General features: G+C 36.0%; 20 protein-coding genes and 1 pseudogene. 10 read left to right on the plus strand and 11 right to left on the minus strand.

What is annotated here, in order from left to right; genetic code table 11:
- The first annotated feature begins 167 nt into the window (after positions 1 to 167).
- Positions 168 to 4604: a glutamate synthase-related protein gene (locus I6L50_RS02210; RefSeq protein ID WP_219300318.1), complete on the plus strand. Its 4437-nt coding sequence runs from the start codon at positions 168 to 170 to the stop codon at positions 4602 to 4604.
- A 269-nt stretch (positions 4605 to 4873) separates the two neighbouring features.
- Positions 4874 to 5962, plus strand: a complete 1089-nt coding sequence (locus tag I6L50_RS02215) for an aromatic acid exporter family protein (RefSeq protein ID WP_002063696.1) — start codon at positions 4874 to 4876, stop codon at positions 5960 to 5962.
- 13 nt (positions 5963 to 5975) lie between these two features.
- Here I6L50_RS02215 and I6L50_RS02220 read toward each other — a convergent pair whose 3' ends face one another.
- From I6L50_RS02220 to I6L50_RS02235, 4 genes are all read right to left on the minus strand, one after another.
- Positions 5976 to 7736, minus strand: coding sequence for an ABC transporter ATP-binding protein (locus tag I6L50_RS02220; RefSeq protein ID WP_002091119.1), 1761 nt, complete (start codon positions 7734 to 7736; stop codon positions 5976 to 5978).
- A 54-nt stretch (positions 7737 to 7790) separates the two neighbouring features.
- Positions 7791 to 8321 (minus strand): nucleoside tri-diphosphate phosphatase, encoded by a 531-nt coding sequence (ntdP, locus tag I6L50_RS02225; RefSeq protein WP_113937952.1) that lies wholly within the window; start codon positions 8319 to 8321, stop codon positions 7791 to 7793.
- A gap of 325 nt (positions 8322 to 8646) precedes the next feature.
- Complete coding sequence (locus I6L50_RS02230) at positions 8647 to 8895, minus strand: YgaB family protein (RefSeq protein ID WP_002091121.1); 249 nt, start codon at positions 8893 to 8895, stop codon at positions 8647 to 8649.
- A 187-nt stretch (positions 8896 to 9082) separates the two neighbouring features.
- Positions 9083 to 9364, minus strand: a complete 282-nt coding sequence (locus I6L50_RS02235) for a gamma-type small acid-soluble spore protein (protein WP_002091122.1) — start codon at positions 9362 to 9364, stop codon at positions 9083 to 9085.
- Positions 9365 to 9489: 125 nt separating this feature from the next.
- Here I6L50_RS02235 and I6L50_RS02240 point away from each other — a divergent pair, with 125 nt between their 5' ends.
- Positions 9490 to 9666: a hypothetical protein gene (locus I6L50_RS02240; RefSeq protein WP_181777951.1), complete on the plus strand. Its 177-nt coding sequence runs from the start codon at positions 9490 to 9492 to the stop codon at positions 9664 to 9666.
- Between the two features lie 239 nt (positions 9667 to 9905).
- Here I6L50_RS02240 and mutY read toward each other — a convergent pair whose 3' ends face one another.
- On the minus strand, positions 9906 to 11003 hold the full coding sequence (mutY, locus tag I6L50_RS02245) for an A/G-specific adenine glycosylase (protein ID WP_002091125.1): 1098 nt from the start codon (positions 11001 to 11003) through the stop codon (positions 9906 to 9908).
- A 149-nt stretch (positions 11004 to 11152) separates the two neighbouring features.
- Here mutY and I6L50_RS02250 point away from each other — a divergent pair, with 149 nt between their 5' ends.
- Complete coding sequence (locus I6L50_RS02250; RefSeq protein ID WP_002010329.1) at positions 11153 to 12133, plus strand: metal-dependent hydrolase; 981 nt, start codon at positions 11153 to 11155, stop codon at positions 12131 to 12133.
- 24 nt (positions 12134 to 12157) lie between these two features.
- Here I6L50_RS02250 and I6L50_RS02255 read toward each other — a convergent pair whose 3' ends face one another.
- On the minus strand, positions 12158 to 12424 hold the full coding sequence (locus I6L50_RS02255; protein WP_002010328.1) for a YfhJ family protein: 267 nt from the start codon (positions 12422 to 12424) through the stop codon (positions 12158 to 12160).
- Between the two features lie 122 nt (positions 12425 to 12546).
- On the opposite strand from I6L50_RS02255, the gene I6L50_RS02260 reads away from it, so the two are divergent.
- Both I6L50_RS02260 and I6L50_RS02265 read left to right on the plus strand, forming a co-directional pair.
- Positions 12547 to 12705, plus strand: a complete 159-nt coding sequence (locus I6L50_RS02260) for a small, acid-soluble spore protein K (protein WP_002010326.1) — start codon at positions 12547 to 12549, stop codon at positions 12703 to 12705.
- A gap of 32 nt (positions 12706 to 12737) precedes the next feature.
- Entirely contained in the window at positions 12738 to 12890 is a 153-nt protein-coding gene (locus I6L50_RS02265) for a YpzG family protein (RefSeq protein WP_000122093.1), read from the plus strand.
- 64 nt (positions 12891 to 12954) lie between these two features.
- On the opposite strand, the gene I6L50_RS02270 is transcribed toward I6L50_RS02265, so the two are convergent.
- Positions 12955 to 13272, minus strand: a complete 318-nt coding sequence (locus I6L50_RS02270) for a YfhH family protein (RefSeq protein ID WP_002139556.1) — start codon at positions 13270 to 13272, stop codon at positions 12955 to 12957.
- A 9-nt stretch (positions 13273 to 13281) separates the two neighbouring features.
- Positions 13282 to 14094, minus strand: coding sequence for a recombination regulator RecX (gene recX / locus I6L50_RS02275; RefSeq protein ID WP_219300320.1), 813 nt, complete (start codon positions 14092 to 14094; stop codon positions 13282 to 13284).
- Positions 14095 to 14440: 346 nt separating this feature from the next.
- Between recX and I6L50_RS02280 the strand changes: the two genes are divergently transcribed.
- The 4 genes from I6L50_RS02280 to I6L50_RS02295 all read left to right on the plus strand — a co-directional run bounded on the left by I6L50_RS02280 (position 14441) and on the right by I6L50_RS02295 (position 17645).
- Positions 14441 to 15346: a TIGR01777 family oxidoreductase gene (locus tag I6L50_RS02280; RefSeq protein ID WP_219300322.1), complete on the plus strand. Its 906-nt coding sequence runs from the start codon at positions 14441 to 14443 to the stop codon at positions 15344 to 15346.
- Between the two features lie 140 nt (positions 15347 to 15486).
- Positions 15487 to 16617: an amidohydrolase gene (locus tag I6L50_RS02285; protein ID WP_113937957.1), complete on the plus strand. Its 1131-nt coding sequence runs from the start codon at positions 15487 to 15489 to the stop codon at positions 16615 to 16617.
- Between the two features lie 240 nt (positions 16618 to 16857).
- The gene (locus tag I6L50_RS02290; protein WP_002091129.1) at positions 16858 to 17415 is read left to right on the plus strand and encodes a GNAT family N-acetyltransferase; all 558 of its coding nucleotides are present in this window, start codon (positions 16858 to 16860) and stop codon (positions 17413 to 17415) included.
- 110 nt (positions 17416 to 17525) lie between these two features.
- Positions 17526 to 17645: a YfhE family protein gene (locus tag I6L50_RS02295; RefSeq protein WP_000358484.1), complete on the plus strand. Its 120-nt coding sequence runs from the start codon at positions 17526 to 17528 to the stop codon at positions 17643 to 17645.
- Between the two features lie 450 nt (positions 17646 to 18095).
- On the opposite strand, the gene I6L50_RS02300 is transcribed toward I6L50_RS02295, so the two are convergent.
- From I6L50_RS02300 to pflB, 3 genes and pseudogenes are all read right to left on the minus strand, one after another.
- Positions 18096 to 19262 (minus strand): diglucosyl diacylglycerol synthase, encoded by a 1167-nt coding sequence (locus I6L50_RS02300; protein WP_002091130.1) that lies wholly within the window; start codon positions 19260 to 19262, stop codon positions 18096 to 18098.
- 411 nt (positions 19263 to 19673) lie between these two features.
- Positions 19674 to 20405, minus strand: a pseudogene (gene pflA / locus I6L50_RS02305) (pyruvate formate-lyase-activating protein).
- 69 nt (positions 20406 to 20474) lie between these two features.
- Entirely contained in the window at positions 20475 to 22724 is a 2250-nt protein-coding gene (pflB, locus tag I6L50_RS02310) for a formate C-acetyltransferase (protein ID WP_113937958.1), read from the minus strand.
- Positions 22725 to 23017 lie beyond the last annotated feature (293 nt).

The raw sequence follows: 23017 nt of genomic DNA on the forward strand, positions 1-23017 counted from the left end.
TTCTTTTTTCCTTTTTTCTATTTCATAAATCCCTCATTAATAGTATAATTATTCATAATTATCTGTTTTATATCCTTTTATATCTTTACTATCCATGTATACAAGGCAGTTCACGCCTTAAATAGTAAGATTATTCAAAATTCATTTTCCAGAGGGGGGATTGACGGATGCTCAATAAAAAAAATAAATGGACACCGTCTTTATTTCGGAATTATAAAAATGCAGAACATGATGCGTGTGGAATCGTTTCCGTTATGGAAAAACGAAGAATTCCTACAAAAGAAAACATCGATCTTTGTATACAATCTCTAGTCAAAATGAATCATAGAGCTGGTTTCATTAACGGAGAAGGAGATGGTATCGGAATTCATATCGACATGCCAAAAGCACTTTGGAATGAAAAACTGAAAAGTAGCGGATATAATCCAACGATTGTGGATCATCCCCACTTTATCGTTGGACATTTTTTTCTAAATAAAAAAGAAAACATTGCCGAGTTAAAAGATTACATTCGTACGCAACTAAACAATGAAAGCTTTACAATTGTTCTCGAAAATGATGATGTAATAAACTCAGATGCACTCGGTCCTCTTGGTAAACAAGAAGAACCTTTATTTTGGCAAATTGCCCTTATCGCCGAAAGTGAAGTTAAAAATATTGAACAAACATTATTTTCTGTAACAATAAAAATCGAAGAAAATGAAGCAATTCATGTTGCCTCATTAAGTCATGAACATGTTGTATATAAAGTTCTCGGTGCTGGCGATACACTCGTTGCTTATTACAATGATTTACAACACCCACTTATCGCTTCAACTATGACACTAGGACATAATCGCTATTCTACTAATACGTTATCTAATTTTTTTCGTGTACAACCATTTAGCATTCTCGGACATAATGGCGAAATTAACACGATTGCAAAATTACGCGATCAAGCTGAAATGATTAATGTACCACTTACTGCCGGGGGCAGTGATTCCCAAGATTTAAACCGCACCTTAGAAACCCTTCTCGTTCAGTATAACTACAGTTTATTTGAAGCAATGGATATATTATTTCCACCAATTATTAATGAAATAAAGCTTTACGAAACAAACTTACAAAACTTATACACTTATATACGTGAGGCTTGGGGGCATTTCGCACAAGGTCCAGCTGGTATTATTTCACGTTATAAAGATGAAGCTGTTTTCAGTGTCGATTCCCTTGGATTACGCCCAGTTTGGAAAGTAGAGACAGAGAGCTCCTATATTTTCTCTTCTGAACCTGGAGTTGTATCACCAACTGAATATGTAGCAGAGCCGAAACCACTCGCTCCTGGAGAAAAAGTTGGATTAAAATGGAATCAACAAGATGAGCTCGTTCTCTATGAATACGACAATTATCAAATTGAAGTATATAACCGTTTTAAGAAACGAATCGATGTTACCAATTATCATGTAAACTTATCTATCCCTGAAACGAAAGAAACTGAGGGATTATGTGATTCGGTTCAAGTTGAAACGAATCAATACGTCGCTTTCGGCTGGGATCGAGAACATATTCAGCTCCTTGAACAAATGGCGACAAAAGGCGTCGAACCAATTCGTTCACTTGGGCATGACTCACCACTTGCCGCACTTGATACAGATAGACGAAGTATTGCTGATTTCATTAAGGAAAGTGTAGCCGTTGTTACAAATCCAGCAATCGATCGCGATCGAGAAGTTGAACACTTCTCCACACGTACTGTACTCGGAGAGCGTCCGGGTTTATTAGATAACTCTAAACAACCATTTGTAATCGAGATGCTTTCACCCATTATTTTAGAAGGGAATTTAGCTCAATCTATCGCGGCAGACTTACACACGATTACGTACGAACAACTTATACAGCTATTCATTACTCATAGCTCTGTCTCTACAATTTCTGTTACATTTAGTCCATCAGAAACTCTAAAAATCGCATTAAATCGAATTAGTTCCGAAGCGATAGCAGCCGTTAAAAATGGTGCTTCCCTACTAGTATTAGATGATGCTAAATCTCATCAAAATGAACTGTTATGGATTGACCCACATTTAGTTACTGCCAAAGTACATCAAGCATTAACTAAAAATAAATTACGCCGGAAATGCTCTCTCGTTATACGTTCCGGTGCCCTTCGCTCCTTACACGATATCGTCACGCTATACGGATTAGGGGCAGATGGTATTAATCCATATTTATTGTTCGCAACGGTAAATGATGAAACAAAAGTACCAATTACTAATTTGTATACCGCACTTAATAAAGGACTAGAGAAAGTAATTTCAACGATTGGAATTCATGAATTACGCGGTTACGGTCGCCTCTTCTCCTCTATTGGATTACATGAGGAAATCGCAAATATATTACAAATTACAAACTTCTGCGGTTCAAATAATTTAGCTTTTTCACTTGAATCACTTGCTGAAGATGCAAAAATTCGAGCTGAGGATTTTAACAATCCAAAAGTTAGAATGCGAAAATCATTTCATATATTCCCGCGGATTTGGAAAGCAATTGGTGATGTTGCAAAAGGAAACTCTTATGATGATTACCGCGACAAGTTAAGTGAATTAGAAGAAAACACTCCCATCGCAATTAGGCACCTTGTTCAAACAAAACAAGCACAGCATGTAGTTCCGACTGAAGAAGTGTCCATCGGCATTCACAATCATGATTTACCATTTATTATTAGTTCTATGTCATTTGGTTCTCAAAATGAAATTGCCTTTCGCGCGTATGCAGAAGCTGCCGATCAGCTAAATATGATTAGTTTGAACGGTGAAGGCGGCGAAATTAAAGATATGATTGGTAAGTACCCACATACACGCGGACAACAAGTTGCATCTGGCCGATTTGGAGTAAACGCTGAACTACTAAATTCATCAAATTTAATTGAAATTAAAATAGGTCAAGGAGCGAAGCCTGGTGAAGGTGGACATTTACCTGGTTCAAAAGTGACTGCCAAAATTGCGGAAGCACGTAATGCTACAATTGGTTCGGATTTAATTTCACCTTCTAACAACCATGATATTTATTCAATTGAAGACTTAGCTCAAATGATTACAGAAATTAAAACGGCTAATCATCTTGCAAAAGTAGCTGTAAAAGTTCCTGTCGTTCCTAACATCGGAACAATTGCTGTTGGTATCGCAAAAGCTGGCGCTGACTTTATTAACATTAGTGGATTTGATGGCGGAACAGGTGCTGCGCGTATTCACGCATTGCAACATGTTGGTCTTCCTGTAGAGATTGGTGTTAAAGCTGCTCACAATGCGTTACTAGAAGCAAATATGAGACATAAAGTAGAGATTTGGGCAGATGGCGGTATTCGAAGTGTAAATGACGCCTTAAAAATCATGCTTCTCGGAGCAAACCGAATCGGATTTGGCACATTATCAATGATTGCAATCGGCTGTACAACTTGCCGTGGTTGTCATCTTGATACGTGCCACGTCGGAATTGCAACACAAATTGAATCTGAAGCTCAAGCGAAAGAACATGGACTGCGCCGTTTCGTTCCACGTGAATTAGAAAGCGCAGTTACAGGGCTATTAAGCCTATTCACTACTTTCGGTACAGAATTGAAACGTTTAACAGGGCAGCTCGGTTACACAAACTTGCAAGATATTATCGGACGATCAGATTTATTAGAACAAACTCGAGGCAAAGACTTATTAGACTTACGTAATTTAATACACACGATAGAAGATTCATCTGTGAAAATAACGGCATCTGTACAAGAAAAACAATTTGAAACAACAAATTCTCTCCAGTCAAAAGAATTAGTAAGCGTCGGCGTAGAGCAACGCGTAATGGGCGGTCTAGAATCCTGTTATCGTATTCGTAGTAAATTATATGAAAACACTCATCTTGAACCACTTACATTAAAGTATACAAACGGTTCTGTTCCCGGAAACGGATTAGGCGCGTACAATAGTGAGAACTTATTTATACACGTAAATGGTGGCGCGCAAGATGGAATTGGAAAAACTTCATTTGGCGGTGGCATTTATATAACGAAAGCAAAAGGAACAGATGGAACATATTATAACGGTTCTGTCGGAAAAGGATTTGGATACGGCGCTCAAAAAGGTGCATTATACGTGCAAGGTAACGCTGATGCTCGTGCTGGCATTCGCCTTTCTGGAGCAGATATGATAATTGGCGGCAGAATTACAAAACCACTCCGCGAAAAAGAACAAGGAAATATCGGAGTATATTCTAATATAAAAGGATTTGCTTTTGAATATATGACAAATGGTCGCGCTCTTGTTTTAGGAGATCCTGGTCCATGGATTTGTGCCGGTATGACTGGTGGCGTTGTTTATTTACATCATGATCCAAACTTAGGTTTAACAGAACACGCTTTAAAAAGAAGAATTGCTAAAGGTGCAAATGTAACATTGCAGCCAATTAGTAAAAATGGTTTGCAAGATGTGAATGAATTATTATTAGACTACATTCGTGTATTAAATGAGCACGAACAATATGAAGAAGTCGCTTTGTTAACACCATTATTAGATGATATCCAGCTTCACTTCTATGAAATTATCCCAAAAAAAGAACAGGCGGATCCATCTATTTCAACTGAATGACATGTACAATATTTATTTCCATAAAAAAATTGACGAAGCGAGCATCGCATAGTAATCTAGAATAACAATTTGAAACCTGCTGAAATTCAGCAGGTTTTTTTATTAAAGAATAGATGTTTAAAGAGAATTTGGAGAAATTATAAATTGATTGTAATTTATTTATTAAACTTTTTAACGTCACTAAAATATCACTTGCTAACATATTGTAATGAATGTATAGTATCATGTTGTACATTCATTATGACAAGAGAAAGGATATCAATAAGGGTATGAAACTTGGTGCTCGCATTTTAAAAACGGGTATTGCCATTACATTAGCTTTATTTGCTTGTATTTTACTTCAATTACCGAGTCCTGTATTTGCGGGAATCTCAGCTATCTTTGCTGTTCAACCGTCTGTATACCGCTCGTATTTAACTGCTCTTGAGCAAATTCAAGCAAACGTAATTGGTGCTGTATTCGCTATCGTATTTGCTACTGCTTTTGGACATAATCCTTTTATTATTGGATTAACGTGTATATTAGTAATTGCTCTTACTTTGCAATTACGCTTAGAAAAAACAATATCACTCGCTTTAGTAACAGTTATCGCCATTATGGAGTATCAAGGCGAAGATTTCTTTAATTTTGCCTTACTTCGATTCGCGACGATTATGATTGGAATTATTGCGGCTTCTCTTGTAAATTTAGTATTTATGCCGCCAAAATATGAAACAAAACTTTACCATCGCATCGTTGATAATACAGAGGAAATTGTTAAATGGATTCGTATGAACAGTAGGCAAGCTTCTGATTTTACAACGCTAAAAACCGATATTGATCGCATGAAAGAAAAAATGATTAAACTAAATCATTACTATTTGCTGTATAAAGAAGAAAGAAGCTATACGAAAAAAATACAATTCGCGAAAATTCGTAAGCTCGTTTTATTCAGACAAATGTTAGCGACAACAAGCCGCGCTTTAAGCACGTTAAAATCATTACATCGCACCGAAAATGAACTGCGCTATATGCCAGAAGAGTTTCAGGAATCTATTCAAAACGAACTTGATTCATTGACGCATTATCACGAACAAGTGTTATTAAAATTTATTGGTAAAGCAAAGAAACAACAATCCGTTGAGATGCTTGATGAAGTTGAAACAGGTAAACAAGAATTGATTGATATCTTTATGGATTATCAAAATAAGGACGATGAGGAAGCATACAAAATATGGTTACACCTCTTCCCTCTTATTTCTTCAATTATTAACTACAGTGAGGAAGTAGAGCATTTAGATTTACTTGTGGATAGCTTCTACACATACCATAAACCAGAAAGCGAACTCCAAATCGAAGATAAAAAAGAAGACGAATAAAAAACAGCTCCTTTTACGCTAAAGGAGCTGTTTCTGTTATATGCTGAAGTTGATATAGATTGTAATAAAATCCCCTCTTTTTCATTAACTCTTCATGAGAACCCTTTTCTTTTATTTCACCATCTTCAACATAAATAATTGTATCAACATGCGTAATCGTCGCTAATCGATGTGCAATAATAATTGTTGTCCGATCTGCAGCTAACGTTTGCAGTGCCTCTTGAATATATCGTTCATTTTCTAAATCTAAAGCGGAAGTTGCTTCATCTAATATAAGTAAAGACGGATTCTTTAGAAAAACCCGTGCGATTGCTACACGCTGTCTTTGTCCACCAGATAATTTCACACCACGTTCCCCAACGACAGTATCATAGCCCTCTGGCAACTCTGTAATAAAATTATGAATTTGTGCAGCTTTGGCAGCTGAAATCACTTCCGCCTCTGTAGCTTTCGGATTGCCATATAAAATATTAGCCCCGATTGTATCGCTAAATAATAAATTATCTTGTAGCACAATTCCAATATGACTACGTAAATTTCTCATATTATACTTTCTTACATCTATCCCGTCTATATAAACTGCACCTTCAGAAACATCGTAAAAACGCGGAATTAAACTAGCAAGAGATGACTTTCCTCCTCCACTTGCCCCTACAAGCGCAACCTTCTCTCCCGGGCGCATAGTTAATGACAGATTATGCAATATTTCTTTTTCATCCGCATTATAACGAAAAGAAACATTATCAAATATAACTTCCCCATCTAGCCTTTTCGTTTGCACCGCATTTGGCACATTAACAATATCGTATTTTTCATCCAACAATTCAAACACTCGATCCATCGAGGCGAAGGACTGTGTTAATGTTGTAGATGAATTAACAAGGCGACGAAGCGGACTATATAAACTATCCATATATCCAACAAAAGCAACCATCGTGCCCAGTGTTAACGACCCTTGAATTACCTCATATGCCGCAAAACCAATAACAAGTAACGGCCCTAAATCCGTTAACGTATTCACTACCGAAAACGTTCTCGCCGTCCAACTCGTATGAGTTAGTGCTTTCGTTAAAAATTCATTATTTCTCTTTTCAAACTGTCCTCTTTCATACTCTTCTAATGCAAAACTACGTGTCACTTGCATTCCTTGAATACGTTCATGTAAATACCCTTGCATAGTTGCTAACGCTTGCGAGCGCTCTTTCGTCAATTTTCGAAGGCGCCCGAAAAAATATTTCACTGCAACTACATAAATAGGTAAAATTAATAAAGCAACAAAGGTTAATTTTATATTCATAGAAAACATAACGATAATGGCAATAACAATTGTTGCAGTATCTAACCAGACATTCATAAGACCAGTAATTACAAAGTCCTTCGTTTGTTCTACATCATGGATTACACGTGAAATAAGCTCCCCTGTTTTTGTGTTCGAATAATAACGTAAGCTCAATTTTTGCAAGTGCCCAAAAATGTATTTTCGTAAATCATATAGTATTGTATTGGCAATGCGCTGTGCGAAATATTGACGATAATATTCTATCGGCGGTCTTACTACTGCAAAAATAAAAAAAGCAATCCCAATTGCGGTTATTAATTGAGACGTTTTTTCTTGAAGCGATCCCGTGCCTTGAATAACATCATCAATAATATACTTTAATAACCATGGCATAATAAGCGGGATACCGAACTTCACAAGACCAATAATAATTGTAATAGCAATAAGCCATCGATATGGTTTAACAAATTGTAAATATCTTTTTATACCTTGCACATAATCCCCCCTCTAATAGGACAAACCTGCCGGGAAATTCCCTGCAGGTTTGTTTTAATTTCTGTACATTAAATATCTTTCGTACCACATATCTACGAAATCCGGCGCGAATGGACCTTTCCTTTGATGAATCCACTGTGTTAAATGCGCTACATTTCGTTTTAAAATTGTATCAATAACAGGTGGATACTGCATGATTTGACTATGCTTCTCATACTCATCTTCATCTAAAAGTGTATATGTCATATCTGGATACACTTTAATGTCTAAGTCGTAATCAATATACTTTAATGCTTCAGAGTCATATGCAAAAGGAGAACTTAAATTACAATAATAATATACTCCTTCTTCTCTCAGCATTCCAATTACATTAAACCAATAATTAGCATGGAAGTAACAAATCGCAGGTTCGCGAGTAACCCATGTTCGGCCATCTGATTCAGTAACTACTGTACGATCATTCGCTCCGATCACAAGACTCTGCGTCCCTTTTAAAATCGTTGTCTCTTCCCACATTCTATGAATGGCGCCATTATGTTTATAACTATGTATTTGTACCTTTTCTCCTTCTTTGGGAAATCCCATATATGCTCCCTTCTTTCAACTGCAAATGCCATTCTTAAGTTGTCTTAACTACCCCTTGAACTGCATTCACTTTTTTTCTATTATAACTTTTTTGTCAAAATTTTAAAACTAAAGCGATAGGACACTTGTTTTCATGAGGAATATAATGAAGTTTGTATTATTGAATACCACATCACTAACCCTTTTAACTAAGGAACATTTCCTATGAATTAGCAATACGTATTTTAGAAGATTAAACGAAGATATAACAAAAAGAAAAGTCCCCCTCATCTCTGTTTAAGAAAGGACTTTTCCCTAAAATCAACAACATATCTCACCCTTAATTTCAAATTATTTTTTCGGTTTCAAAAGATTGAATCACATTATTCGTTTGCTGTTCAAATTTTTCATGCAAAAGTTTTAATGCTATTTCTGTTCTGTATATTTCTTGACGGATAAAATGCAATTCTTTTTTATCACACGTATCCCTTCCACTCATTTCAATTTGCTGATACTTCTCTAAATGTGATTGTAACTTTAAAAGCTCATCCATCGTTTCCAACTGCTCTCCTACCAACTTATCAAAATCGTTCATCACTTACCCCCTTTTTGATTCATTCGCCATTTATAATTCCTATTACATATTTCTAATCGTGAACTTCTTTCTCCTTTGACTACATTTGTTGACTTATTAGAAGTTATGTCGTTCCCTTTATTTTCATTACAGTGACACGCACACAAAGAAAACACTTCTCTCGAATTGGAGAAGTGTTTTTCTTTCATTACTCGTTTGAACTAGAAGATTGTGATTGTTTTGCAGCTGATTGTGCATTTTGTTTTTTCACTGCATGCACATCTGTTTCAGTTGCAAACTCTGTACCATAACTAGCATTTGCACTTTGAGCACCAGAAGCTTGTGCTTTCTGTGCCTCTGATTGTGCGTTTGCTTGTTTTACTGCTTGTACATTCGTTTCAGTTGCAAACTCTGTACCATAGCTAGCATTTGTACTTTGAATGCTAGCACCAGAAGTTGCCTTATTATAACCTTGTTGTTTTTTACTCATCTTTCTCACCTCCACAATCAATAATGTAACCAATTCACTTAGAAGTTATCCTTAATTTTCTTTTAAAAAATTCACGCATATATCTCTTATCACTCATTCAAACTACATATGATGGAGGTGGGAATATGTATACTGGACGTGATATGACTGAGCTAACTATGATTTCCAAAAATGAATGGAAAGCGGATGAATTAGCTTATTTTCATCATTCATTTCAGCAAATTATGCCTTATCTAAATGTAGAGGGCCAAACGATTTATAAAGAAGTTGTGAAAGAAATCGAGTCACGGGGCGGATTATAAACGCGTGGATTTTCAATCTCAAAATACAAATTTATTTTCAATATAAAAAACGTGTTCCAAAGTTCTGGAACACGTTTTTTATTATTTATCCCGCTATTTGCCGGGCAGTAAGACCCCACCTCAAAATGCAGCGAAAGCAAAGAAGGTAGGTGGGAGCCCTGCTGCCCATAAAAGCCCGATTGGTGAAGGCTAATAATCAGTGGGGGATGAAGAAAACCCCCACTGATTAAAGTTTCACTTTACTGCATTGTAATTTTCTCAACACACTTTTCGTAAATTGTACGATGTGATTTCGAGAAAGGTAACTGTTCAAACGCTTCTTTCGACACAAACTTTAATGTATCCGTTTCGACAATATTACCTGTTACTTTTCCGTAAAATATAAATATATCCCAAGTACGATGTGTAAAAGTATGTTGTACATTCATCGCGTATTCATCAATAGAAACAGAGAGATCAAAGCTCTCCTTCATATAATCCGTAAGCTGTTGTTTTTGATTACGAATACCTTCACTTAGTTCAATATTCGGGAACTCCCACATATTAGCCAGTAATCCCGTACTTGGTCGTTTATTAATTACGTAACGGCCATCTTCAGTTTGAAGTACTCCTGCAACGAGCGGTACCATTGTAGGTGCTTTCGCTTTACTCTTCACTGGTAGTTCTTTTTGAACACCTTCAGCATACCCTCTGCAATGTTCACGTACAGGACAAAGTAAACAAGATGGATTTTTCGGTATACAAATTAATGCCCCTAATTCCATCAAACCTTGGTTAAAATAAGATGGATTTTCTATAGAAATAATTTCACGCACAATCTCTTCAAAAACTTTTCTCGTTTTCGGTTTTGCAATATCATCCCACACTGATAAAATACGAGATAATACGCGCATAACATTTCCATCAACCGCTGGCTCTGGTATTCCATATGCAATGCTTAAAATGGCACCTTTTGTATATGGTCCCACTCCTTTTAATTTTTCAATTTTCTTTACATCGCTCGGTACTGTCCCGCCGTATACTTCTTTTACCTCTTTTACTGCAGCATGTAAATTTCGTGCTCTAGAATAATAACCTAAGCCTTCCCATGCTTTTAATACTTCTTCATCATCGGCAGTTGCTAGCGCTTCAAGCGTAGGAAACTTCCCCATAAAATTTGCGTAATATGGTTTTACAGCCTCTACCCTTGTTTGCTGTAACATAATTTCTGAAACCCAAACACGGTATGGATCTTTATTTTTTCGCCACGGTAAATCACGTTGTTCTTTTTCAAACCAACCAATTAAATCATTTTGAAACTGTTCTATGTTAAACTCATTTAATATTTCAAGTGTCAAACTTGATCCCCCTCATTTTTTTGCATATACGTACTATTATAAAGATTTTAGGAAAAAATTTAAGTAAGATGACATAGGAAATAGAAGGCAAAGGACTTGAGGTATCGAATAAAAAGAGTTACATTAATAAAAAACGGAGGTGGATTTCTATGGACACAGCCACTCACCTTGTTATGGGCGTTACTCTAGGCAGTTTGGCAACATTAGATCCAGCTATAGCACAAAGTGATATTGGGCCACAAGCAGTAATGCTTGCAACAATTGCCGGTTCCAATATTCCTGACATCGATACAGTTTTAAAATTGCGTAATAACGCTAAATATATAAGAAATCATCGCGGGATTACTCATTCCATCCCTGCAGTGATCCTTTGGTCACTCCTTATAAGTGGCATCTCTTTCGCCTTCTTTTCAGACGCTCCCTATCTGCATCTGCTACTTTGGTCATTTATTGCCGTCTTTCTTCATGTCTTTGTGGATATTTTCAATGCCTATGGTACACAGGCATTAAGGCCCTTCACAAAAAAATGGGTAGCGCTCGGCATAATTAATACGTTTGATACTGTCATTTTCTTTATCCATATACTAGCTATCGCCTGTATGCTTGTCGGAGCACATAAAGGCTATACTGCTTTAGCAGCGTATATATTAATGTTTGTTTACTACATTGGCCGCATCATGATGCATCGAAATATCAAAAGTGTAGTATACAAACGTTTCAAAAATGTAGAGAAAGTAATTATTTCTCCTTCTTACAAGTTTTATCATTATCATTTAGCCGTCGTTACAACTGAACATTACTACGTCGCAAGATGGCACCGCGGTAACATCCTTGTATATGACAAATTCGATCGCGTACCGTTCCCGAATACCGCCATTATGCAAGCTGCTGTGCGAGATGAAAATATATCTGCTTTCTTATCTTTCTCGCCTGTATATCGCTGGGATATTTTCGATTATGATAACTATTATGAAGTTCGCTTTATTGATTTGCGGTATCGAAGTAAAGATTATTATCCATTCGTCGCAATCGTTCAGCTCGATCAAAATTTGAATATTATTAGTTCATATACAGGATGGATTTTCAGCGAAGAGAAACTTCGAAAGAAACTGGAATTGCTTCCACATTAAAAAAAGCGACCTACGTCGCTTTTTTTAATGTTTCAAATGATCTTCTTGATTGATTAAATGGCTATACTTCGGATTATTTGTACGCATTTCATGAAGGCGCCCTCCATGATTATTAACCCATGTTCGTACCACTTGTTCAGTCATTTCCTCACCTTGGTAACGACCTGATTTAGCATAAGTTGTTCGGAAGTCTTCCCACAGTAATTCAACCCATGCACGAGCTTGTGCGTAAGAAAGGTTGTCATTTTTATCTAATAATTCTTTCGTTAATGTTTCATAAATATCATTCATGTTCTATTCTCCTTTTACCTATTTATTCCCTTAATTTCTAAAGGATAGTTTCTTCTATTTTGCACATTCTATAAGTGATACTTCTTAAAGAGGTATCAACTGATAATGAGGGGGCGTTCTTAATGGGTAGACAAGCCGAATTTTGGTCTGAGTCAAAAAACAACAGCAAAATCGACGGTCAACCGAAAGCGAAATCACGCTTCGCTTCGAAACGACCTAACGGCACAATTAACACGCACCCACAAGAACGTATGCGTGCTGCAAATCAGCAGGAAGAGTAGTACAAATTAAATTCCTACACGAGGTGATAAAGATGAGCTACCGTGATCGTTTAGATAGTCGTTCTGAATTATTTAACCATACGTGGACTCGTCCGAAACATGCGAAAGCGCAAGTTAACGGACAGACGCAACAAACCCAGTCTCTCATTATATTGGCAAACGAATGTAAAAAACGCCAATTTTAGAATCTCCTATCTCCTTTAACGCCTACCAAAGATAAAAACCAGAGAGAGATTCACTCTCTGGTTTTTATTTTTCTTGCAATAGGGAAATCGGTATTCCAATTTCTTCCTTATCATTTTGCTTATATCCCCAAGCAAATACCCCATTGAAATACGTAATTTTAAATACCACACCAGGTTCTTCTACTAATTCATATGTCTCACCAATATGGAATTTATTTATATCTATCATATAAGCACGAGCCATAGCCATTTTTCTCATTAATACATCGAACTCATTTACAATTCCAAGTTGCTCAGCCTTTACTGCTTGCTCCTTCAAAACCCCAATTTCTTCCCTTAGCTCATGTGGTGTCATTTCACTGTAGCGTTTTGGCATACCCATCTTATTTCCTCATCCCTCTTCACGTTTCATTTGTAAAAATATATCTATCTCATCAATAGAGAATCCTTTTCGATATAACGCTTGCTTCACCTTATTTTCGAATGTCCAACCATCATACTTCTTATATTTCTCATAATATTTATTCCCATGATAGTGTAACGCTTCTTGTTGCTGTTCGTCATCTTTTTCGTCTTTCAATTCTTCCAAACAAATTTGAATCACATCTCTAGAATATCCTTTACGAACGAGCATTTCGTCTAACTTTAGCTTCATTTGTAAAAAGGAATGCTTTTGATAAGATTTTTTCTTCTTTTCTATAAGAATTAAAGCATTCTCAATTTGCTTTTCCTTCGGATATTCTTGTAAACTATGCGTAATAATTAGATCCTGAACACCTTTATTTAATAACTCTCTTTTAATAACAGTTGGACCCTTTCGATTCACATTACTTTGCGTTCTCGTATATAAAACAGCGTACTCTTTATCATTAATATATCGATCATGTAATAATTTCGAAACGACTTCAGAGATGACGGCCTGTCCCACTTCTTTTTTTCGTAAGAAATCTTCTATTTCTTGTTTCGTTCTCATTTGATAGGATAAATAGGAAATTGCTTGTAAATATGCTTTTTGTACCTCTTCATTGTATAAAATATTTCCTAACACCATTTCATCAATTTCTAAGCCTTTTTGTAATCCATGTTTCATTAAGATTACTTGATCCACACTAAATCCGTATTCTTCACCTTGACCTTTATCAATATAAATATTAAATCGTTCTTTCGATCGTTTTTGCACTTCTATTTTTGTAATGACAGCCATACTCTCACCTCTCTATTATTTTAACGTATTATCCGAAAGAAGTCTCCTTCCTGGGGCGTGTGAAAGACGATAGTCTAGCGGTAGGTGGGGGATGAATTTCGGTTTGGCGTAGTCAGAAATTTGGTTTTCTTCTTTATTTCGCCTCTGATATAATCATTCTTATAAGAGGTAAAGTTTGGTATAACAATGAAAGTAGATAATAATGTAATGTTCAGGTTGTGTGCGATGAACCGAGAAGCCCCCACTTCGGGGTAAGCTCGTAAGAGATACTAAGTGGTGGGTAGTTCACCATAGTCAAGGAACGTTTTTGCTTTTCAAGAATATATATAATGAGGAGGAAATAATTGTGAGAATCGCAATTTCTGGTGGTACTGGCTTTATCGGTACATACCTTTCTACTTTTTTTATTCAAAAAGGATATAATGTTTCCATTCTTACTCGAAACGAAACTACTGAAACTTCCCACCCTAACCTTCGGTATGTACAATGGACACCAGATTTACAAACCTTTCCCCTCTCTTCTATTGATGTAGTTATTAATCTAGCTGGAGAGTCTATTAATAGTAGATGGACAAAGAAACAAAAGGACTCCATTTTAAACAGTCGAATTCAAACAACAAAAGGGCTCATTAAACAATTGCAGACACTTGGTACAAAACCAAATACATTTATTAACGCGAGTGCTATTGGATACTATGGAACGTCTGAAACTGAGTCATTTACAGAACAGCATGAGATTCCTGGAAGTGACTTTTTAGCAAATACAGTATATTCATGGGAACAAGAAGCATCTAAAGCACGTTCTCTTGGAATACGAACAATCTACGCAAGACTTGGAGTTGTATTAGGCGCAGACGGAGGAGCTCTTCCAAAAATGCTACTCCCTTATCAATTCTATATCGGAGGTACAATCGGATCTGGAAACCAATGGTTATCATGGATTCATATAGACGATGTAGTTCGCCTAATTGATTTCATCATACACAAAGAAGAAATTGATGGACCTCTTAACATTACAGCTCCCCTACCTATAAGAATGAAGGAATTTGGCGAAACCATTGCAACTATAATGAAAAAACCTCATTGGTTACCTGTCCCTTCATTTATGCTTCACACTTTATTAGGTGAGATGAGTATACTCGTACTAGAAGGACAACATGTATTACCTAGTAAAGCCATTGAACATGGGTATCAATACACATTTCCGGCAATAGACCATGCATTACAAAATATACTTTCGCATACAATATAGTACTTCTAAAACACAGTTTTACAGGGGCCCCTTTCAAAACTTTCATTTTCTAGCATCCGGAGCATTATTACACAAATAACCTTTCAGTTACTTTCCCTTAAATTCCATTAACCTTGTAAAGTAACAGAAATGAGGTATCTATGAAAATATTGCTCAAACAAGCCATTGTATATCCTATTACATCCCAAAAGTTTCAAGGAGATGTACTCGTTATAGGAGAACGCATTGCCGCGGTCAAACCTCATATTGATACTACTCAGGATATGACCGTTATAGATGCACGAGCTCTTCATCTCTTGCCTGGATTTATTGATGTTCATACTCACCTTGGCCTCTACGATGAAGGTACTGGTTGGGCTGGTAATGATGCAAATGAAACATCCGAAGTTTCAACACCACATATCCGTTCTTTAGACGGGATCCATCCTTTTGATATTGCATTTCAAGACGCTGTACAAAATGGTGTTACGACTGTTCACGTGATGCCTGGAAGCCAAAACATTATCGGCGGTACTACTTGTGTAATAAAAACTGCTGGAACTTGTATTGATCATATGATTATTCAGGAACCTGCTGGTTTAAAAATTGCCTTTGGAGAAAATCCTAAAAAGTTCCATAGCAACGGCACAAAAGAATCAATAACACGTATGGGAATTATGGGTTTACTTCGTGAATCATTCTACGACGCACAACACTACGGGCATGAAGCTGATTTTCGAATGCTACCTATTTTAAAAGCACTCCGCCGAGAAATACCGGTACGTATCCACGCTCACCGCGCAGATGATATCACTTCAGCTTTACGCTTTGCGACAGAATTCAATCTTGATTTACGTATTGAACATTGTACAGAAGGACACTTTATTGTTGAAGAGCTTTCGAAACACAATTTAAAAGTTTCAGTTGGACCTACTCTTACACGACGTTCGAAAATCGAATTAAAAAACAAAACGTGGGATACTTATCATATTTTATCGAAAAATGGAGTAGAAGTTTCTATTACAACCGACCACCCTTATACACCAATTCAATATTTAAATGTTTGCGCTGCTATTGCAGTAAGAGAAGGATTAGATGAGAAAACAGCGTTGGAAGGAATCACTATTTTCCCAGCTCGAAATTTACGTTTGGAGGATAGAATTGGAAGCATTGAAGTTGGAAAAGATGCTGACCTCGTGTTATGGACACATCATCCTTTCCATTATTTAGCCAAGCCTGTACTCACTATGATTGACGGAAAAATAATTTACAAAAAAAATAAAAAAAACTAGTTTATTTTTTTGACTAGATACAGTATTATACGATTATAAACTGAATGAAACCATAATCAATTTGTGTCGTGATTATCATTTTCAAATTGATGAATGGGGAAGGCAAATGGTGCGCCACCAGCGTTAGAAACTGGTTCTAGTGGGTTCGATTCCCACCCCGAAATTTTTTAAAGATTGATATAAAAATTTCGAGGGTGGGTGCTTTTTCGTCATGCTACCCTCGTGTGAGGAGGAGTTAGTGTGTTGAAAAAACGCGACTTACACGACAGCCACGTTCTATACGAATTAATGGTGGATCCTGCTGTCTTCCCTTTTGTGCGTCAAAAGGCCTATTCTTATGAAGAATATTTATTTTTAACGAAACAAACAATCGAAGCCGAAGAGCGTGGAGAATTAATCTCACGCACAATTTTAGATGAATGGGGTAACCCCATCGGCACAATTACTTTATTTGATGTGCAAGAAAAAGCTGGATTCCTCGGAACTTGGCTTGGCAAACCATATCATGGTAAAGGATATAATAAATTGGCGAAAGATTCATTTTTTAGCGAACTTTTCTATGAATTAGATATTGAAACGATTTTTATGCGTATTCGTAAAATAAATATTCGGTCTATTAAAGCTGCCGAAAAACTACAATATGTAAATCTAGCAAACGAAACAAGAAAAGCCGTTTATGATGAAATTAACGCGCATGAAGAAGTATATAATTTATATGAAATTCCAAAAGATCAGTATACACTTGCAACAATGCGCGATACAACATTCCAAGAAGCACACCAATTAAAAGAGGCGTAATCTAAAAATTCAGAAATGATAATTAATCATTGCTAGTTTGACATATATGTATATCACCCCATGTCTTTGGAAACGATAGATAGTGACTTTAGGACACGAGGTGATTTGTAATGGATAAAAAGAAACGTGATAAAGCAAAAAACACATTATCTAGTACACAAGAAGTTCTCTATCAGCGAGAATTTCGAAAAGCAGATCGTGCAGCGGGCTATCGCTCAAAAAGTATTTAAAGTGAAACTGAATAATTAGAAGGTTTCCCCCCTAATTATTCAGTTTCATTACATAAGATTTTCCAATGAATTAGCAAAAAAGGTTCCTTATTTATAAGGAACCTTTTTTGTGGACAACCTTATCCACAAAAACCGTAGAATTGTGCATAAATTACAAAAGTATTTTACGAATTCATTTATTTAAATGAATTCTAAACGTGAGAATTGTGGATAATTTTCTAAAAATTGTGGACTATGTGGATATAGTTGTTAATATTTCGACTTTACTGTCTAATAGAAGCGCAATCCTTTGTGGATAAAGTACAACTTTAATCAGTCGGAGTTTTGTTTATCCCCACTGATTATTAGCCCTCACCAATCGGGCTTTTGCGGGATAAGTTAATAATTCACGTTTATTTTTTTACAACAATAAAAAAAACCCTCTTTAAATGCTTAAAAGAGGGTTTCATATTAAGTAAAAGATTCGGCAAGAACTGGTGATTTAATAGGTATATGATTCGGCTCTGCATGATTTTCTGCCAAAATTGTATCCACAATATGACCAGCTGGCTCAGGACGATAAATACTTTTCATTGCTTCTTTCATCTGAAGAAGCTTCATATCATCTTGTAATAACGCCTCTGTTTTTGCAAAAACTTCACTATCATCACGAATTACAACTGCAGCCCCTTGTTTTTCAAAATACAACGCATTTTCATTCTCTTGTCCTGGGACAGGTTTATATAAAATGACAGGTACTTGTAATGCTGCTGCTTCGCTTAATGTAATACCACCTGGCTTCGTAATCATACAAGAAGTAACACGGAACAATTCATCAATGTTTTCAACATAACCAAATACTTTTAAAGCATCAGAACTTTGTTCCTGTAGTTCCATTAAATCCTGCTTTAAAGCTTCGTTTTTCCCACAAACGACAACTACTTGTAAGTTTGGTACTGACATAAATGACTGGCATAGCTCTTTTACACTCCCTAGCACACCATGAGCACCTGCTACAATTAGTAACATCTTTTTATCCTTACATAACTGATATTTATTATATATAATTGCTGGATTTATCTTTAGCTCAAAACTGCTACGAATCGGAATCCCTGTTTCAACAATTTGTTCTGCAGGTACACCGATATCAACCATCACTTTTTTCACATGATCGGTTGCTACAAAATAACGATCTACTTCTCGATGGATCCATATTTTATGCACGCAAAAATCCGTTAATACGTTATAAACAGGAATAGAAATACCTATTTGCTTTTTCAATTCTGGTACAGCGATGATTGGAAAGGTATTAATAACAATATCCGGTTTCTCCACCTGTAATAGCGTCTTCAAACGCTTTCTCCCAAAATTCGCATACCAAGATGCTATTTTTTTATCGTAAATTTTCTCTACACCATAATAAAACAAACGATATAATTCTTTTCCTACCGTATAGCTTTTTAAATATAAATATTTTGTAATATCGGTTATAACTGGATGTGATTCTCCAAACAAGTCGCATACAATTACATCTTCGATTCCTTTTTGGCGAAATGTTTGTTCTAATGTTTTTGCCACTTGCACATGACCGTTACCGTAATGTGCAGTTAATATTAAAACCTTGGGGTTTTTTATCAAACAAATCCACTCCTAGCTTTTTGTTTCTCCATATTGCATATACGACAATAGGAAAAACATTTTCCTTAAAAACTACATACTCGGATTCTAATACTTTCCTGTTAGCTATGTATCTGTCGTGGATATGCAAAGCATATAAGATTGACCCCTTAATCCTATCTGTGCTCATATCTTTACATTATACTTTCCTATAAGAGCTTTCGCAATAACTTACAAATGTTCTATATTCCATAATACTCACTCTTTTACTTCTTAATTCTTTTTACTATTTTGATTTCCCTTTACAATTATGTAAATTTCTCCGCTTATTCTTTACAAAAATATGGATATTCCCTTTTCAGTATACTCTTTTCTAAATATATACTCTAGATTTTATTATGAAGAAACAAAAAGCCTAACCAAATGTTTAGGTTAGACTGCTTGTAAAATATGTTTTGCATGTTCAACATTTTCTTCTGTCGGTGGATTCACATCCGCAAGTGGATACTTATGTCCAAGTGCCTCCCATTTATAAACACCGAGCTTATGATATGGCAGCACTTCCACTTTCTTAACATTAGATAGACTTTGAATAAAGTTTGATAATTTTTGCAAATCCTCTTAACCATCGGTAACACCGGGAACCAATACATGTCTTACCCAAATTGGTTTCTTTCTATCCGATAAATAACGAGCAAATTGTAAAATGTGTTCATTTGGTTTCCCTGTTAATTTACGATGTTTCTTTGAATCAATATGCTTCAAATCCAATAAAACTAAATCTGTATACTCCATTAAAATATCTAGCTTATTTTGGAATTCTGGTTCTTCAGAATAACAACCGCCAGAAGAATCGATTGTTGTATGGATACCAGCTTCTTTGCACTTTTTAAACAACTGGGTTAAGAAGTCTAGCTGTAATAGTGGCTCTCCACCGCTAACTGTTATACCGCCTCCAGAAGCTTCAATAAATGGAAGGTAACATGTCACATCCTGCATCACTTCTTCAACTGTTATTTCTTTACCTTTACCGATTTCCCATGTATCAGCATTATGACAATATTGACAACGTAATAAACACCCTTGTGTAAATATGACATAACGAATCCCTGGGCCATCAACAGTACCACAAGACTCTACAGAATGTATTCTTCCTTTTACCATGTTACTTCCTCCTTTATTGAAACAGCCTCCCTCCGCTATATATTAAAAGCGGAGGGACACTTTTTTCACTTACATGCTTTCATGCATTGTACGGTTTATTACATCAATTTGTTGTTCACGAGTTAATTTAATAAAGTTAACAGCGTAACCAGATACACGAATTGTTAATTGTGGATATTTTTCAGGATGCTCCATTGCATCCATTAATGTTTCACGGTTAAATACGTTAATATTTAAGTGGTGTCCTTCTTTTATTGCATATCCATCAAGCATAGATACTAAGTTGCGTACTTGTACATCATCTTCTTTACCAAGTGCTTTTGGAATAATAGAGAATGTATTTGAAATACCATCTTGTGCATCTTCATATGGTAATTTAGCTACAGATAATAATGATGCTAATGCACCTTTTGTATCACGGCCATGCATTGGGTTTGCGCCCGGTGCAAATGGTTCTCCAGTACGACGTCCATCTGGAGTGTTACCAGTTTTCTTACCGTATACAACGTTAGATGTGATTGTTAAGATTGACATTGTATGAACAGAATTACGGTATGTTTTATGTTTGCGAAGCTTGTTCATAAATGTTTTCACAAGATTTACTGCAATTTCATCTACACGATCATCATTGTTACCGTATTTAGGGAAATCTCCCTCAATTTCGAAATCAACTGCAATACCATTTTCATCACGAATTGGTTTTACTTGTGCATATTTAATTGCACTTAAAGAATCTGCTACTACAGATAATCCAGCGATACCTGTTGCCATTGTACGAAGAACATTTGTATCATGAAGTGCCATTTCAATACGTTCATAGCTATATTTATCGTGCATATAGTGAATTACATTTAATGTATTTAAGTATAGACCAGCTAACCATTCCATTGTCATATCGAATTTACGCATAACTTCTTCATAATCTAATACTTCAGAAGTAATTGGTGCGTATTCAGGACCAACTTGTGCTTTTGACTTTTCATCTTTACCACCGTTAACCGCATATAGTAATGCTTTCGCTAAGTTTGCACGTGCTCCGAAGAACTGCATTTGTTTACCGATTCTCATTGCTGATACACAACAAGCAATACCGTAGTCATCACCGTAGTCAGGACGCATAATGTCATCATTTTCGTATTGAATTGCTGATGTTTTAATAGACATTTTCGCACAGTAGTTTTTAAAGTTCTCTGGTAATTGTTTAGACCAAAGAACTGTTAAGTTTGGTTCTGGAGCTGGTCCTAAATTATCTAATGTATGCAAGAAACGGAATGAGTTTTTTGTTACTAACGGACGACCATCTAACGCCATACCACCGATAGATTCAGTTACCCAAGTTGGATCTCCAGAGAATAGTTCATTGTAATCAGGTGTTCTTGCAAATTTCACAAGACGTAATTTCATAATGAAGTGATCCACAATTTCTTGTGCTGCTTCTTCTGTTAAAGTACCATTTGCTAAATCTCTTTCAATGTAAACATCTAAGAATGTAGAGGTACGTCCAAGGCTCATTGCTGCCCCGTTTTGCTCTTTAATTGCTGCAAGATAAGCAAAGTATAACCATTGGAAAGCCTCTTGTGCATTTGTAGCTGGCTTAGAAATATCGAATCCATGAGAAGCAGCCATCTGTTTTAACTCTTGAAGTGCACGCATTTGCTCAGATAATTCTTCGCGTAAACGCATTGTATCTTCGCTCATTACACCACCAGTTAAATTATAATCAGCTTTTTTCGCTTCAATTAAATGATCTATACCATATAGCGCTACGCGGCGATAGTCACCGATAATACGTCCACGTCCATATGCATCTGGAAGACCAGTAATAACACCTGATTTACGAGCCGCTTTCATTTCTGGTGTGTATGCATCAAATACACCTTGATTATGAGTTTTACGCCAGTCTCTGAAAATACTGCTAAGTTCTTTATCCATTTCATATCCATACGCTTCACACGCTTGTTCCGCCATACGAATACCACCATATGGTTGTAAAGAACGTTTAAATGGTTTATCAGTTTGGAAACCGACCACTTTTTCAATATCTTTATTTAAATATCCTGGCTCATGTGATGTAATAGAAGAAACAATTTTTGTATCCATATCAAGAACGCCACCGTTTTCACGTTCCTTTGTTGTTAAATCCATTACTTGATCCCAAAGTTTTTTCGTTTCTTCAGTTGCTTCCGCTAAGAAAGAGTCTTCTCCCTCGTAAACGTTTACATTATTTAAAATGAAATCGCGAACATCAATCTCTGCTTTCCATTTTTCACCTTTAAAGTTTTCCCACGCGTTTTTTACATTTTCTAATACTTGAGTCATCCTAATCTCCTCCATTTTTGATTAGTACAGGACTACGTTTTTTTATATAACAGCTTACACACTTAGAATACTACTTTTTTTCGGAAGTGAACGAAATAGTTGTGACATGTTTGTGAAATATTGAGCAAACTACTACATACATAGTGTTAACTTCATATAAAACTCTTTAGAATTAACCCTTTCTTTAATTGTATTTTTTTGGTATTCTTATATACGAGTCCTATTTTGTAATATAAGAACGATACCCATTGTAGATCTGTAATACTCTTATCTCCTAATCTGTTATAGTTTTT

The organism is Bacillus sp. FDAARGOS_1420 (genome assembly GCF_019344915.1).
GTDB lineage: Bacteria > Bacillota > Bacilli > Bacillales > Bacillaceae_G > Bacillus_A > Bacillus_A mycoides.

Bases quoted from the DNA above. Each gene is read 5' to 3' on its own strand.
- I6L50_RS02230 (WP_002091121.1), bottom strand. From the start codon at position 8,895: ATGAACGATTTTGATAAGTTGGTAGGAGAGCAGTTGGAAACGATGGAT.
- I6L50_RS02260 (WP_002010326.1), top strand. From the start codon at position 12,547: ATGGGTAGACAAGCCGAATTTTGGTCTGAGTCAAAAAACAACAGCAAA.
- ntdP (WP_113937952.1), bottom strand. From the start codon at position 8,321: ATGGGATTTCCCAAAGAAGGAGAAAAGGTACAAATACATAGTTATAAA.
- I6L50_RS02295 (WP_000358484.1), top strand. From the start codon at position 17,526: ATGGATAAAAAGAAACGTGATAAAGCAAAAAACACATTATCTAGTACA.
- I6L50_RS02240 (WP_181777951.1), top strand. From the start codon at position 9,490: ATGTATACTGGACGTGATATGACTGAGCTAACTATGATTTCCAAAAAT.
- recX (WP_219300320.1), bottom strand. From the start codon at position 14,094: ATGGCTGTCATTACAAAAATAGAAGTGCAAAAACGATCGAAAGAACGA.
- I6L50_RS02215 (WP_002063696.1), top strand. From the start codon at position 4,874: ATGAAACTTGGTGCTCGCATTTTAAAAACGGGTATTGCCATTACATTA.
- I6L50_RS02210 (WP_219300318.1), top strand. From the start codon at position 168: ATGCTCAATAAAAAAAATAAATGGACACCGTCTTTATTTCGGAATTAT.
- I6L50_RS02265 (WP_000122093.1), top strand. From the start codon at position 12,738: ATGAGCTACCGTGATCGTTTAGATAGTCGTTCTGAATTATTTAACCAT.
- I6L50_RS02255 (WP_002010328.1), bottom strand. From the start codon at position 12,424: ATGAATGATATTTATGAAACATTAACGAAAGAATTATTAGATAAAAAT.
- I6L50_RS02250 (WP_002010329.1), top strand. From the start codon at position 11,153: ATGGACACAGCCACTCACCTTGTTATGGGCGTTACTCTAGGCAGTTTG.
- I6L50_RS02270 (WP_002139556.1), bottom strand. From the start codon at position 13,272: ATGGGTATGCCAAAACGCTACAGTGAAATGACACCACATGAGCTAAGG.
- pflB (WP_113937958.1), bottom strand. From the start codon at position 22,724: ATGACTCAAGTATTAGAAAATGTAAAAAACGCGTGGGAAAACTTTAAA.
- I6L50_RS02285 (WP_113937957.1), top strand. From the start codon at position 15,487: ATGAAAATATTGCTCAAACAAGCCATTGTATATCCTATTACATCCCAA.
- I6L50_RS02235 (WP_002091122.1), bottom strand. From the start codon at position 9,364: ATGAGTAAAAAACAACAAGGTTATAATAAGGCAACTTCTGGTGCTAGC.